Source organism: Micromonospora sp. NPDC049101, from assembly GCF_040648675.1.
GTDB lineage: Bacteria > Actinomycetota > Actinomycetes > Mycobacteriales > Micromonosporaceae > Micromonospora.
Map to the genome: position 1 here is coordinate 84,573 of NZ_JBEZED010000007.1, position 13,639 is coordinate 98,211.

General features: G+C 71.0%; 14 protein-coding genes. 8 read left to right on the top strand and 6 right to left on the bottom strand.

The annotated features are described in order from the left end of the window. Window positions 1-29: 29 nt before the first annotated feature. Window positions 30-1,439: a class II fumarate hydratase gene (locus AB0B57_RS11780; RefSeq protein ID WP_357068041.1), complete on the top strand. Its 1,410-nt coding sequence runs from the start codon at window positions 30-32 to the stop codon at window positions 1,437-1,439. Between the two features lie 15 nt (window positions 1,440-1,454). Here AB0B57_RS11780 and AB0B57_RS11785 read toward each other — a convergent pair whose 3' ends face one another. Continuing rightward, a complete protein-coding gene (locus AB0B57_RS11785; RefSeq protein WP_357068433.1) occupies window positions 1,455-1,748 on the bottom strand; it encodes a hypothetical protein in 294 nt (97 codons plus the stop codon). A 694-nt stretch (window positions 1,749-2,442) separates the two neighbouring features. On the opposite strand from AB0B57_RS11785, the gene AB0B57_RS11790 reads away from it, so the two are divergent. The 3 genes from AB0B57_RS11790 (at window position 2,443) to AB0B57_RS11800 (ending at window position 4,123) form a co-directional block, all read left to right on the top strand. Then, window positions 2,443-3,255 (top strand): helix-turn-helix transcriptional regulator, encoded by an 813-nt coding sequence (locus tag AB0B57_RS11790; protein ID WP_357068042.1) that lies wholly within the window; start codon window positions 2,443-2,445, stop codon window positions 3,253-3,255. Beyond that, window positions 3,246-3,428 (top strand): DUF397 domain-containing protein, encoded by a 183-nt coding sequence (locus AB0B57_RS11795; RefSeq protein ID WP_357068044.1) that lies wholly within the window; start codon window positions 3,246-3,248, stop codon window positions 3,426-3,428. The genes AB0B57_RS11790 and AB0B57_RS11795 overlap by 10 nt, the downstream gene beginning before the upstream one ends. 110 nt (window positions 3,429-3,538) lie before the next feature. After that, window positions 3,539-4,123 (top strand): GNAT family N-acetyltransferase, encoded by a 585-nt coding sequence (locus AB0B57_RS11800; protein WP_357068046.1) that lies wholly within the window; start codon window positions 3,539-3,541, stop codon window positions 4,121-4,123. On the opposite strand, the gene AB0B57_RS11805 is transcribed toward AB0B57_RS11800, so the two are convergent. Further along, window positions 4,090-4,635 carry a CGNR zinc finger domain-containing protein gene (locus AB0B57_RS11805; RefSeq protein ID WP_357068048.1) on the bottom strand — a complete coding sequence of 182 codons (546 nt, stop codon included), beginning with the start codon at window positions 4,633-4,635 and terminating at the stop codon, window positions 4,090-4,092. The genes AB0B57_RS11800 and AB0B57_RS11805 overlap by 34 nt on opposite strands. Before the next feature lie 85 nt (window positions 4,636-4,720). Between AB0B57_RS11805 and AB0B57_RS11810 the strand changes: the two genes are divergently transcribed. Together AB0B57_RS11810 and AB0B57_RS11815 are read left to right on the top strand one after the other, a co-directional pair. After that, a complete protein-coding gene (locus AB0B57_RS11810; RefSeq protein WP_357068050.1) occupies window positions 4,721-5,686 on the top strand; it encodes a DMT family transporter in 966 nt (321 codons plus the stop codon). A 123-nt stretch (window positions 5,687-5,809) separates the two neighbouring features. Beyond that, a complete protein-coding gene (locus AB0B57_RS11815) occupies window positions 5,810-6,505 on the top strand; it encodes an HAD family hydrolase (RefSeq protein WP_357068052.1) in 696 nt (231 codons plus the stop codon). A gap of 110 nt (window positions 6,506-6,615) precedes the next feature. Here AB0B57_RS11815 and AB0B57_RS11820 read toward each other — a convergent pair whose 3' ends face one another. Further along, window positions 6,616-7,233 (bottom strand): DUF559 domain-containing protein, encoded by a 618-nt coding sequence (locus tag AB0B57_RS11820; protein WP_357068054.1) that lies wholly within the window; start codon window positions 7,231-7,233, stop codon window positions 6,616-6,618. Between the two features lie 894 nt (window positions 7,234-8,127). Next, entirely contained in the window at window positions 8,128-8,859 is a 732-nt protein-coding gene (locus AB0B57_RS11825) for a helix-turn-helix domain-containing protein (protein WP_357068056.1), read from the bottom strand. A 63-nt stretch (window positions 8,860-8,922) separates the two neighbouring features. Here AB0B57_RS11825 and cysS point away from each other — a divergent pair, with 63 nt between their 5' ends. Together cysS and rlmB are read left to right on the top strand one after the other, a co-directional pair. Further along, window positions 8,923-10,338 (top strand): cysteine--tRNA ligase, encoded by a 1,416-nt coding sequence (gene cysS / locus AB0B57_RS11830; RefSeq protein WP_357068059.1) that lies wholly within the window; start codon window positions 8,923-8,925, stop codon window positions 10,336-10,338. After that, complete coding sequence (rlmB, locus tag AB0B57_RS11835) at window positions 10,338-11,486, top strand: 23S rRNA (guanosine(2251)-2'-O)-methyltransferase RlmB (RefSeq protein ID WP_357068061.1); 1,149 nt, start codon at window positions 10,338-10,340, stop codon at window positions 11,484-11,486. The genes cysS and rlmB overlap by 1 nt, the downstream gene beginning before the upstream one ends. A 50-nt stretch (window positions 11,487-11,536) precedes the next feature. On the opposite strand, the gene AB0B57_RS11840 is transcribed toward rlmB, so the two are convergent. Next, window positions 11,537-12,124 carry a hypothetical protein gene (locus AB0B57_RS11840; RefSeq protein ID WP_357068063.1) on the bottom strand — a complete coding sequence of 196 codons (588 nt, stop codon included), beginning with the start codon at window positions 12,122-12,124 and terminating at the stop codon, window positions 11,537-11,539. 166 nt (window positions 12,125-12,290) lie between these two features. Beyond that, complete coding sequence (gene ugpC, locus AB0B57_RS11845) at window positions 12,291-13,382, bottom strand: sn-glycerol-3-phosphate ABC transporter ATP-binding protein UgpC (RefSeq protein WP_357068065.1); 1,092 nt, start codon at window positions 13,380-13,382, stop codon at window positions 12,291-12,293. Window positions 13,383-13,639: the final 257 nt, after the last annotated feature.

Here is a 13,639-nt window from a genome sequence, read left to right on the forward strand (position 1 = left end):
ATCTGCGAGTCGGCGGTGGGCGCGGCAGGATGGTGTGTGTGACGACTCCAGAGGCGACCGGTTACCGGATCGAACGCGACTCGATGGGCGAGGTGGAGGTGCCCGCCGAGGCGCTGTGGCGGGCACAGACCCAGCGTGCGGTGCAGAATTTCCCGATCTCCGGCCGGGGTATCGAACCAGCCCAGATCAAGGCGCTCGCCCAGATCAAGGGCGCGGCGGCCGAGGTCAACGGCGAGTTGGGCGTGATCGACGCGAACGTGGCCGCCGCGATCGCCGCCGCCGCCGCGCACGTGGCCGACGGTGGTTACGACGACCAGTTCCCGGTGGACGTGTTCCAGACCGGTTCGGGCACCTCGTCGAACATGAACACCAACGAGGTGATCGCCACCCTGGCCAGCCGCGAGCTGGGCTCGCCGGTGCACCCGAACGACCACGTCAACGCCTCCCAGTCCAGCAACGACATCTTCCCGTCCTCGATCCACCTGGCCGCCACCCAGTTCATCGTGGAGGATCTGCTGCCGTCGCTGGCCCACCTCGCGGCAGCGCTGGAGGCCAAGGCGGCGGAGTTCGAGACGGTGGTCAAGGCCGGTCGCACCCACCTGATGGACGCCACCCCGGTCACCCTGGGTCAGGAGTTCGGCGGGTACGCGGCCCAGGTCCGCTACGGCATCGACCGGCTGGAAGGCGCATTGCCCCGGCTGGCGGAGCTGCCACTGGGTGGCACCGCAGTCGGCACCGGGATCAACACCCCGCTCGGCTTCGCCGCCGCCGTGATCGGCAGGCTGCGCGAGTCGACCGGGCTGCCGTTGTCCGAGGCGCGCAACCACTTCGAGGCACAGGGTGCCCGGGATGCGCTGGTGGAGACCTCGGGGCAGCTCCGTACCGTGGCGGTCGGCCTCTACAAGATCGCGAACGACATCCGGTGGATGGGCTCCGGCCCCCGTGCCGGCCTCCGCGAACTGCGGATCCCCGACCTCCAGCCCGGCTCGTCGATCATGCCCGGCAAGGTCAACCCGGTGGTCGCCGAGGCGATGCGGCAGGTCTGCGCCCAGGTGATCGGCAATGACGCGACTGTCGGCTTCGCCGGCTCCCAGGGCGACTTCGAGCTGAACGTCATGCTCCCCGTGATGGGCCGCAACCTGCTGGAGTCGATCCGGCTGCTCTCCGCGGTGAGCCGCTTGTTCGCCGACCGACTGGTGGCCGGCCTGGTCGCGGACGCCGAGGTTTGCCTGGCGTACGCCGAAGGGTCACCGTCGATCGTCACCCCACTCAACCGCTACCTGGGGTACGACGAGGCCGCCTCGATCGCGAAGGAGGCGCTGGCCAAGCAGACCTCCATCCGCGAAGTGGTGATCTCCCGAGGTCACGTCGACTCCGGCAAGCTCACCGAGACCCAGCTCGACGAGGCCCTGGACCTGCTCCGGATGACCCACCCCTGAGTCGGGGGTGCCCGCTCAGCGCGCGTCGCCGCGTGGTCTGGCCCAGCCGAGGAAGCGGGTGAAGAGCACCGCCGGGTCCGGGCCGTCGTGCGGGTTGAGCCGGTACAGGTCGGCGGCCGCCTCGTGCAGGACCGAGCACAGGTAGACGCTCAACCCGACCCGGTCGTGGGCGTACTCCTGGCGCAGGGTGAGCCGCGCGACCGGGCAGGGCCAGGGCGCGGCGCAGACCCGGCACAGCCAGAGCGGTCGCAGGGCCAGGTGCGGTCGACGTGGAGTCGTGGCGCGGTCGTCCGGGGCGGTCCGGGACATGCGGCGGCCTTCCTTGTCGGGCTGAATCGTCTGTGGCGTCACGCCGCGCTCCCCGCGCGTCCGGGCCGGGTTGTGCGTCCGGGCCGGGTTGTGCGTCGGGGCCGGGCTGTGCGTCCCGGGCTGGGCTGCGTCCCGGGCTGGGCTGCGTCCCGGGCTGGGCTGCGTCCGGGCCGGGCCAAGATCGCGCTCGAACAAGGATGTCAACGCCGTTGCGTTAGGTGGAACGGCTGTTCGTCGACCAGCACTGCCTCGCCGATCATGGAGTTGTGGTGGGTAACAGAACGCCCGTAAACCCCCAAAGTCGGCACCACAACTCCATGATCGCCAAGTCGGGCCCAACCCGCTCCCCGATCGGGCACTTCCTGTCCCGGGTTGACCCGCCGGCTAGAGCCCTAACGCAGCGGTGTTGGTTTCCACGATCGAGCACGATCTTGCGGGGTCAGTCGGGGCTGGTCGGGGTGGTCGGCGTGATTGGGGTCTGGGAGGTGGGACCGCCCGGCACGGGGGAACGGGCGGTCCCGTGCGACGCCGACAGACCCGGGGGACGGGGAGCGGCGTCGCGCTTCACAGTCTGGTGATCAGACGACTACGGTCGGAAGGGTTTGGCCGCGTCGTCATAGCCGCCCTGCGTCGGGTGGCGTCGTCGCTGGCGGCCGGCTGGAGTTGATCGTCAGCGGGGTGGAGGGCGGCAGGCATGGCCGATGGGCAGATGACGGCGGCGGCGTTCCTGGTCGCGGAGCTGCGCCGGGCGCGGGCTCGGCGGGGCTGGAGTCAGGACGAGCTGGCGAAGGCGGTCAACTACTCGGCGTCGATGGTCAGCGCCATCGAGCTGGGCCAGCAACAGCCCACCACCAAGTACCTGGAACTCGTCGACAATGCCCTGGACACCGGCGGGTTGTTCGGCCGAATGGCCAGCAAGCTGGTCAGCCTGGACAAGGCCCAGGTCTGGCTACGCGGCTGGCGGGCAATCCTCGCGGAGGCGCGGTCGCTGCGATGGTTCGACCCGCTGCATGTCCCTGGGCTGCTGCAAACCGAAGGTTATGCCCGCGCGATCTTCGAGTCGGATCGCCTGCTCGATGCTGACGAGGTTGAGCGTCGACTGGCGGACCGGATGGACAGCCAGCAGGTCCTCTACGGGGACCGCCCGCCGCAGGTGGTCGCGGTGCTTGACGAGTCGGTGCTGAGGCGACGCGTCGGCGGCCGGAAGGTGATGTGCGAGCAGGCTCTGCACCTGGCGCGCTTGGCGACCGAACATCCGCGGGTTCAGCTCCATGTGGTGCCTCGCTCGGCCGAGGAGTATCCCGGCCTGAACGGGCCATTCATCCTTGCCACCGTGGTCGACGGTAGCGATCTTGCCTACCTTGGTGGCCAGATCGGCGGCCAGGAACTCGATCGGCCTGCGGATCTACTCCGTCTACAACGGACCTGGGAAGCTACCCTCGGGCAGGCGTTGCCACCGCAGGAGTCGATCGAGTTGCTGAGGGAAGTGGCGGAGTCGTGGAGTTGACCCAAGCCCGGTGGCGTAAGAGCAGCCGGAGTGGTTCCAACGACCAGTGCGTCGAGGTGGCGACGAATCTGGAGGGCGTGGTCGGGGTGCGAGACAGTAAGGACTCGGACGGGCCCGTGTTGGTTGTCGACGCGTACTCCTGGCGGCTCTTCGTGGTCGCGCCCCCGCGCTGACGCGACCGCCTCGCCCGCGACGGTGGTCGTGGGGTTGGTAGCCGCAACTTCGCCGATGTTGCGCGGGTAAACGGCTCGACGGTGGTGTGCGGCGGCGGGATGATCCCGTGATGAGTGACCTGCCCCGCACCGAGCGGTTGCGGTTTCGGCGCCTGACCATGGCCGACGTGGACGCGCTTGTCGAGCTGGACAGCGACCCTGAGGTGATGCGGTTTCTCAGCGGTGGTGTGGCCACGCCGCTGGCGACAGTGCGGGATGAGCAGTTGCCGAGACTGCTGGCCCAGTACGAGCGGTATCCCGGGTTGGGGCGCTGGGCGGCGCTGGATCGGAAGTCGGGCGAGTTTCTGGGGTGGTTCGCGCTCGACCCGTCGGCGGATGGCACCGAGGCCGAGTTGGGCTACCGGCTGCGCCGCTCGACGTGGGGGCGTGGGCTGGCCACCGAGGGGTCGCGGGCGTTGGTCCGGTACGCCTTCGAGGTTGTCGGGGTGCGTCGGGTCTGGGCCGAGACGATGACTGTCAACGACCGTTCGCGGCGGGTGCTGGTGAAGGCTGGGCTGCGCTACGTGCGGACGTTCCACCTGCAGTGGGACGACCCGATTCCGGGGACCGAGCAGGGTGAGGTGGAGTACGAGGTGCGGGCCGAGGAGTGGGCGACAGTCGGTCAGGAACGGCCGGCGGCCCGGCGGGCGCGGTAGGCGGTCACGGCGGCGCGGTTGCCGCAGCCGGCCTCGCAGAACCGCCGCGATCGGTTGCGGGACAGGTCGATGACCACGTTGTCGCAGTCCGGGTACTCGCAGATCCGCAGCCGGCTCAGCTCACCGGCGCGGACCAGGTCGGCCATGGCCATCGCCGCCTCCACCGCGATCCGGGTGGCCAGCGGCGCGTCGCGGGGCACGGCGTGCAGGTGGTACGGCTCGTCGTCGTGCTCGATGAGTTGGGGCAGTGCCTGGTGTTCCAGCAGCAGGCTGTTGACGATGGCGACGATCTCGGGCGGCTCGGCGTACCAGATGCGGCGCAGCCCGGGCCGCAACTCCCGGACGGCGCGCAGCTCGGCGTCGGTGTGCTCGTGTCGGCCGCTGTAGGAGTAGCGGACGAAGAACGCGTCCAGCGCGGCGACGTCGGGCAGCAACTCGCCGTCCCGACCCGTGGTGTTGACCAGCGCGGTGGCGGCGATCAGCGAACACTCGGTGTCATGAGCAAATAGCATCTTGACTCCTGTCATAGCTTCCGCCTAGCGTCATCGGCACAAGGATAGTTTGCTCATGACACGGTGCCGACCCGAGGAGCGCGACATGCACTCACGACCTGCTGCCGGGGCCGCGTTGGCGTTGCTCTCCGCGGTCACCTTCGCCACCTCCGGCACGTTCGCCCGTTCCCTCATCGAGGCCGGCTGGTCCGCCGAGTCCGCGGTGATCGCCCGGGTCGGCATCGCCGCCCTGGTGTTGGCGATCCCCGCCCTGCTGTCGCTGCGCGGCAGGTGGGCCGTGCTGCGCAGCAACGCCTCGGCCATCGGGCTGTTCGGGTTGCTCGGGGTGGCGCTGGCCCAGGTGTGCTTCTTCAACGCCGTGCGCTACCTGCCGGTCGGTGTCGCGCTGCTGCTGGAATACCTCGGCATCATCCTCGTCGTCGGCTGGATGTGGCTGCGGCACGGGCAGCGCCCCCGCCGGCTCACCGTGGCCGGGTCGGTGGCCGCGCTGGCCGGGCTGGCCTTCGTGCTCGATCTCGCCGGCACCGCCGACTTCCACCCGGTGGGCGTGCTCTGGGGCCTGGGTGCGGCATTCGGCCTGGCCGGCTACTTCGTGCTCGCCGGGCGGGTCGACCCCCGACTGCCCTCGGTCGCCATGGCCAGCGGCGGAATGGCAGTCGGCGCCGCCGTGCTGCTCCTCATCGGGCTGACCGGTCTGCTGCCGTTGCACGCCACCTTCGGTGCGGTCGTCTTCGCCGGACAGACCACCAGTTGGCTGCTGCCCATCGCCGGGCTCTCGCTGGTGGCAGCCGTCATCGCGTACCTGGCCGGCATCGCCGGAACCCGGATCCTCGGCCCCCGGCTGTCGTCGTTCGTCGGGCTGACCGAGGTGCTCTTCGCGGTGCTGATCGCCTGGCTCTTCCTGGACGAACTGCCCACCGGCTGGCAGCTGTTCGGCGGCGCGTTGATCGTCGCCGGGGTCGCGCTGGTTCGACTCGACGAGCTGCGCGGGACGCCGTCGGCATCCACGCCCACCTCGCCCGAGCCGGCGCTGGCGCTCGACGGCCGGTGAGTGGGGGCTCGGTGGTTGGTGGGTTGGGGTTCGGGGGTCGGTGGGTTGGGCCTCGGCGGTTGGTGGGTTGCGGTTCGATGGTCGGTGAGCTGGCGTTCGACGGTCGGTGACACAGTGGGGACCGTGCTGACCACTGTGGTGTTCGACGCCGACGAAACCCTGCTCGACCTGCGCCCGGCGGTGACCGGCGGACTGGTGGCCGTCCTCGACGAGATGCGGCGGCGCGCCCCGGCGGCGAGTGAGGTGACACTCGCCGAGCTGGAATCGGACTGGGGCGCGGTCTTCGGTGACCTGAGGGCCGCCCCGGTGGCGGAGATCCGCCGCGCCGCGCTGGCCCGGTCGCTGGCCCGCGCCGGGCTGAACGACCACCTGGACGAGGTCGTCGCCCTCTTCTTCGCTCGCCGGTTCGCCCTCACCAGACCCTTTCCGGACGTGCCAGCGGCGCTGGCGGCGTTGCGCTCCCGGTACACGCTCGGCTTCGCCACCAACGGCAACAGCCGCACCGAACGCTGCGGGCTCGCCGGCGAGTTCGCCTTCGAGGTGTACGCCCACGACAACGGCCTGCCCAAGAAACCGGCGCCGGAGTTCTACGCGGCGGTGGTCGCCGCAGCCGGGGTGCCGGCCGAGCAGATCGTGTACGTCGGTGACTCGTGGGAGCACGACGTGGTGGCACCTCGGCGGGTGGGCCTGCGATCGGTGTGGTTGAACCGGCACGGGCTGCCTCGTCCGGGCGATTTCATGCCCGATGCCGAAGTCTCCAGCCTGGCCGACCTGCCAGCCGCGCTGGCGGATCTGCGCGTCGACGCGGTCGGTGTGTGAGTCGAGAGCCGGTCGGCGCGTGTCGGCGCTCATGATCGACTCGGGTTCCCTCATGATCGACTCGGTTTTCAGGAAGGCGCGGTGATGGTGCCTGCGGGACACCGCGGTTTTCATGAACCCGAGACTGTGGACGATCCCCGGCGCCATCCGCGGCTGACCAGTGCGTCCCGCACCTCCCGAAGCACCGCCGGGAACTCGCCGTTCAACCGGTGGCTGGTCACGTGCAGGACGAGCCAGCCCGCGTTGACCAGCAGGTTCAGCCGACGACGGTCGCGGTGCAGTTGCTCCGCGTCGGAATGCCACCTCCCGTCGTACTCCACCGCTACCCGATATTGCGGCCAGGCCAGATCGGGGTGCAGGACAACGCCGATGGGCAGGCGTACCGGATGTTGCACTGCGGGGCGCGGCAGCCCACCCAGCACCAACCGCACCCGTAGGTGTGACTCCGGCGGAGACTCGGCTCCGCCGTCGGCCAGGTCGAAGACCCAACGCGCTCGTCGCCCACCGGGCCGGTTGGCGTTGCGAGCAGCCAGGGCGGCCAGGGTGTCGCGATCGGCCAACCCCTGCCCGAGCAGCGAGTCGACGATGGCGACGGCCCGAACCGGATCGAGCCAGACAGCCGTTTCCCAGGCGGCCCGCCCAGGGTCGGACCGGGGGATCGGGACATCTCGCTCGCTGGACCCGAGTGTGCTGGTCGCCGCCCAGCCGACGCCCGGCCGAGCCGTCACGATCACCCCTGCTCTGACGGACGCTGCGGCCGGACGGGACAGTTGTCGTGCTGGGCCGGGTGACGTGCCGCCGGCAGGTGGGCGCCCGGCTCCCGTAGGTCGCGCTGCATCACGTGGACGTCCAGCGCTCGACGGTCGTGCTGCGTCGGGCGGTCGATTCGTGTCTGGCGGGCGTGCTGCGTCTGGCGGGCGTCCGGCGTCCGGCGGTTGGCCTGCGGCTGATGGTGGTCTGGTGCCTGGCAGTCGCCGTTTCGTTGGTGCGGGCGCGGCCGGCTCTGGGGTTTCGCCCGCCAAGAGCGGAGTGATGGCGTTGACGTGCACGCTGAGGCCGCGCTGGGGGCCGACCCGCAATGTTCGGGGCACCAGGACGTGCACATCGTCGGTGAAACTCGCGGCGTGTTGGACGCCGTGCAGGTAGGCGGCCGACGGGCCGCCGACCACCACTCCTGGCGGTAGTCGGAGGAGCGCGGCGCGACACGCGAGGGCGTGGTCCCGCTCCAGCCGCGCGTCGGCGTAGATGTCGCGGCGCAGCCGCACCCAGGCGGAGTTGCGCAGCTGGTGTTCGGTGAGCAGGCCGTCCCGGACAGCGTCGGAGCCGCGGAAGACCTGCCAGGTCAGGGCATCGGGGCGATGCGGACGTGGCGGCATGCCAAGCAGCGTGCCGACCACCGACTGGCCACCGAAACCCCTGTGGACAACCCCGCCCGCGCGTGCCGCCGGACCTGTGGACAACCACGAATCCGCCTGCCGATTGTGCTACGGCACCGGCGGCCCCGCCCGCGCTTGGTCCCGCCGGGGATGATCCACTCGCGTTTCTGAAAGTCGGGCGGTCGATGGCCTTGGGACACCGCGACTTCCGTGAACCCGAGTTGATCACGCGGGCGCGGGCCGGGATCAGCTGAGGGCGGTGGTGATGGCTGTCGCGGCGGCCAGCACCTGCGGGCCGATGGTGTCGACGTCCAGCGGGGCGAGCGCGACCACGCCGACGCTGGCCTCCAGGCCGGGTACGCCGAGCACCGGCGCGGCCACCCCGTACGCCCCGGCCTGCAACTCTCCGCTGCTGCTGACCGGCGCAGCCTCCCCGGCTCGACCGGCCAGGATTGCTCGGCCCGCCGCCCCCCGGTCCAGCGGATGTCGTGCCCCGGTGCGGTACGCGACGTGGAACGACGTCCAGCTTGGCTCGACCACGGCCAGGGCGACCCCCTCGCCACCCTCGACGACGGTCAGGTGTGCGGTCGCGCCGGCCTGTTCGGCGAGGCGGCGAAGGGCGGGCAGTGCCCCCTCGGCGAGCAGCGGCTGGGCCCGTCGGGCCAGGTGTAGCAACCCGGCGCCGAGGCGTAACCGGCCGTCGCTGTCGCGGCGCAGCATGCCGTGCCCGGTCAGTGGGCCGACCAGCCGGTAGACGGCGGCCCGGCCGATGCCGAGCCGGTTCGCGGCCTCGGTGACGGTCAGGCCGCCCGGGGCGTCGGCGACGAGGTGCAGCAGCCGTAACCCACGGTCGAGCGTCTGCGACGTCTCGCCGGCACGCCCCGTGACGTCGTCACCCTGCCTGCGGACGGCGTCAGCCTGCCCCGAAGCAGCGCTGGGGCTGGTCGGCGGCTCACCGGCGCGTGCGGTCGCATCCACGCCTGGCAGCGTACGACCCGGCACCGGCCGACCCGGACAGGCACGGACAGCTACCCTTGTACGGTGACGCTACGCCTGTATGACACTGCCACCCGATCGGTGCGGGACTTCGTCCCGCGGGAAGCCGGCAAGGTGGGGGTCTACCTGTGTGGTCTCACCCTCCAGGCCCCGCCGCACATCGGTCACCTTCGCTCTGGCGTCAACTACGACGTCCTGCGTCGCTGGCTGCTGGCCGCCGGCTACGAGGTCACCTTCATCCGCAACGTGACCGACATCGACGACAAGATTCTGGTCAAGGCGGGCGAGCAGGGGCGACCGTTCTGGTCGATCGCGTACGCGAACGAGTTGCTCCTCGCCGAGTCGTACCGGGCGTTGAACGTGCTGCCGCCCACCTACGAGCCGCGCGCCACCGGGCACATCCCGGAGATGCACGAGCTGATCACGAAGTTGATCGCCGACGGGCACGCGTACCCGGCGACCGACGGCTCCGGCGACGTCTACTTCGACGTGGCGTCCTGGCCGGCCTACGGGTCGTTGTCGGGTCAGTCCCCGGACGCGATGCAGTCGGCCGGGGACGCCCCCGACCGGGGCAAACGGGACCCGCGCGACTTCGCCCTGTGGAAGGGCGCCAAACCGGAGGAGCCGGCGGACGCCTACTGGCCGTCACCGTGGGGTCTGGGGCGCCCGGGTTGGCACATCGAGTGCTCGGCGATGTGCTGGCGCTATCTCGGCCCGGAGTTCGACATCCACGGCGGCGGTCTGGATCTGACGTTCCCGCACCACGAGAACGAGATCGCGCAGTCTCAGGCGGCCGGGCTGCCGTTCGCCCGTTTCTGGGTGCACCACGGGCTGCTCAACATCGGCGGGGCCAAGATGGGCAAGTCCGCCGGCAACGCGCTCGACCTGGCGTACGTGGACTCGCTCGGCGTGCGGCCGGTGGAGCTGCGCTACTACTACGCCGCCGCGCACTACCGCTCGGTGATCGACTACTCGGAGGATTCGCTCCGCGACGCGGCGACCGCGTACCGCCGGATCGAGGGTTTCGTGCAGCGGGCGACCGAGCGGGTCGGTGCCGGGCAGCTCGGTGACCTGCCCGGCGGCTTCGTCGCGGCGATGGACGACGACCTCAACACGTCCGCCGCGTTGGCCGTGCTGCAACAGCACATTCGGGACGGCAACACCGCGCTGAGCGCTGGCGACGATGTGACCGTCCGCACCACCCTGGCCGTGGTACGGGCGATGCTGGATATCCTCGGGGTCGACCCCCTCGACCCGGCCTGGACCGGCGGTGGCCGCACGGATGATCTACGCGCCGTGGTGGACTCCCTGATCGCGTTGGCCCTGGAGCAGCGCGCGCAGGCCCGGGGCCGCAAGGACTGGGCCGCCGCCGATGCGGTACGTGACCAGCTCAAGCTGGCCGGTGTGGTGGTCGAGGACACCCCCCAGGGCCCCCGTTGGACTATTGGAGAGCAGGACTGATGGCCGGCAACTCGCAGCGCCGTGGCCGGCGACTGACGTCGAAGGCAGGCGCCCCCAAGGGCACCGGCGGCAAGAACAAGGACTCGTTGGCCGGGCGGGGGCGCACCCTGCCCGCCGACGAGCGGCCGTGGCACAAGGGCTACTCGGGCACCGAGAAGCTGCCCCAGCGCACCGCCTGGAAGCAGGACAAGGAGCGCCGCGCGGCGGCCGAGGAGGGGCGCGCCCCCAAGATCGGTCAGCCGGGCAGCAAGGACACCACCTGGGGCAGGGGCGGCGGTCGGGGCGTACCGGGGGGTCGGGGTGCTGCCACCGGCGGCCGGGGCGCTGCCAGCGGGCGGGGCGCTGCCGGCGGGCGGGGCGGTCCTCGGGTCGCGCCGGGGCGCAAGTCCAACCCGTCCAAGGACACGCCGGAGCTGCTGGTCGGGCGTAACCCGGTGCTGGAGGCGCTGCGCGCCCAGGTGCCGGCGACGGCGCTCTACGTCGCCCAGGGCATCGACATGGACGACCGGATCAACGAGATCATTCGGACGGCCGCCGACCGGGGCATCGCCAACCTGGAGATCAGCCGGGCCGAGCTGGACCGGATGACCGGCGGCGTGCTGCACCAGGGTGTCGGGTTGCAGGTGCCGCCATTCGCGTACCAGCCGTTCGACGACATGGTCGCCGCCGCCCTGGAGCAGCAGGCCCCGCTGCTCGTCGCGCTGGACGGTGTCACCGACCCGCGCAACCTGGGTGCCGTGATCCGGTCGGCCGCCGCGTTCGGCGCGCAGGGTGTCTTCGTACCCGAGCGACGTGCTGCCGGGATCACCGCGACCGCCTGGCGGACCAGCGCCGGCGCGGCCGCGCGGGTGCCCGTGGCGCAGGTGACAAACCTGACCCGGTCGCTGAAGGCGTGCCGGGACGCCGGCTTCATGGTGGTCGGCCTGGACGCCGACGGCGACACCGACCTGTACGACCTGGAAGCCGCGGTCGGTCCGCTGGTGGTGGTGGTCGGTTCCGAGGGGCGGGGCCTGTCCCGCCTGGTCGGGGAGACCTGCGACCTCACCGTCAGCATTCCGATGATCTCCGAGGTGGAGTCGCTCAACGCCAGCGTGGCCGCCGCGGTCACCCTGGCCGAGGTCGCCCGCCGACGGGCCGTCGAGCTGTAACGACATCCGACGAGGCCCCCTTCCGCCCAGCGCGGAAGGGGGCCTCGTCGTCAGATCTGCCGGGTCCAGGCGACGAACAGCACCGCACCAGCCGACGCCATCAGCAGGGCGGTCGGGATCAGCCAGCGAGGGCTCCGCTCCCCGTCGAGACGTCGGGTCAGCCGCTGGTGCACGGCGGCGATACCGATCAGCGCGGCCAGCCCGGCGGCGGCGATCGGCAGGCCGACGAGGAAGTGCACAAGCCACGCGCCGCCCCGGCTCGGACCACCCCAGGAGTGGTCGTACGGGCCGGGGTCCACCACGCCGTAGAGCACGCCACGCAGCACCAGCAGCAGTTGGACGCCGAGCGGCAACAGGGCGACGGCGCCGAGGAGCAGGCTGAGCAGCGCGTGACCGAGCACCGCGACCGGGCCGGGCCGCCGGCCGGGCACGGCGGTGGGTGGCAGGCCGAGCAGTCCGGTACGCAGGGCCCGCCAGCGTGCGACCGCGGCACCGGCTCCGCCCAGCGGGGCGGTCACCAGTGCGAGCAGGGCGACCGGCACCAGCGTCGCGCAGTAGGCCAGGCTGCGGCCGGTCAGGCGAGCCATCCGGTACGGGCGGGAACGGTTGAGCGGTTGGGCGCTGGCGGTGGCGGACACGGCGTCTCCTCGGGTTGGCGTGCCGCGACGCTACGGGCGCGGCCCACCTCGCCGAGTCACCCCGAGGAGCCACATCCGCGCTGGCTCCGTGGTGTGACAAGCCCTCCTGGGTACGACGACAGGGGCGACCCGCCGAAGCGGACCGCCCCTGTCGGTTGGCGTTACGTCAGATCCGGCTGCCGGTGGCGGCGTGGAAGACGTGACTGCGACCGGTACGCGGCTTGACGAACACGGTGTCGCCCATGTTCGGCATGGTGCGCCGGTCGGTGCGCACGACGAAGCGCTCCGAGCTGCCGCCCAGCGCGGCGTGGCCGTAGACGTTGGCGTCCGAGCCGAGGTCCTCGACCAGCTCGACCACGACCGGCATGCCGCCCTCGGTCGGGCTGACCAGGTCGCAGTCCTCCGGGCGGAAGCCCACGGTCACCTTGCCGTCGCCACCCTCGGCGCGGGCCGCCGCGACCTGCTCCCGGGTCAGCGGGATGCTCAGCTCGGCGAACTCGGCGCCCCGCTCGTTGAGCGCGACGGTCTTGATGTTCATGGCCGGCGAACCCATGAAGCCGGCGACGAACACGTTCGCCGGGGTGTCGTAGAGCGCGCGGGGAGTGTCCACCTGCTGGAGGACACCGTCGAGCAGCACCGCGACCCGGTGACCCATGGTCATGGCCTCGACCTGGTCGTGCGTGACGTAGACGGTGGTGACGCCCAGCTTGGCCTGCAGGGACGCGATCTGGGTACGGGTCTGCACACGCAGCTTGGCGTCGAGGTTCGACAGCGGCTCGTCCATGAGGAAGACCTGCGGCTCGCGGACGATCGCCCGGCCCATCGCGACACGCTGACGCTGACCACCGGAGAGCGCCTTCGGCTTGCGGCTGAGGTACTCCTCCAGCTGGAGCAGGGCTGCCGCCTCCTTGACCCGCCGGTCGATCTCCGACTTGGAGGTCTTGCGCAGCTTCAGGGCGAACGCCATGTTCTCGTACACCGTCATGTGCGGGTAGAGCGCGTAGTTCTGGAAGACCATCGCGATGTCGCGGGCCTTCGGAGGAAGGTGGGTGACGTCACGCTGGTCGATGTAGATCGACCCGGCGTCGACGTCCTCCAGGCCGGCGAGCATCCGCAGGCTCGTGGACTTGCCGCAACCGGAGGGGCCGACCAGGACGAGGAACTCGCCGTCGCCGATCTCGAGGTTGAGCTCGTTGACGGCGGGACGCTCCTGGCCCGGGTAGACCCGGGACGCCTTGGAGTAGGTGACCGTAGCCATGGTGAAGCGCTTCCTTTCACCGGCAGGAACGTGCCGGACGATCCGAGTGAAGGAGCGACAGGCACGTGTCCGTGCCGGTCAGCGGACGGCGGCTCGGTCGCGGGGGCGCCAGGGCTGTCGTCCGTGTGAGTGAACCGTAAACGGCTTTCATCTTGCTGCCAAGGCAGGGCAGCTTCCAACCTCGCCCACGGGGTACGCATTCCGGTCACTCGGGCACGCTCAGCCATCAATCGACGCGTCGGTGAACCCTTGTGCGT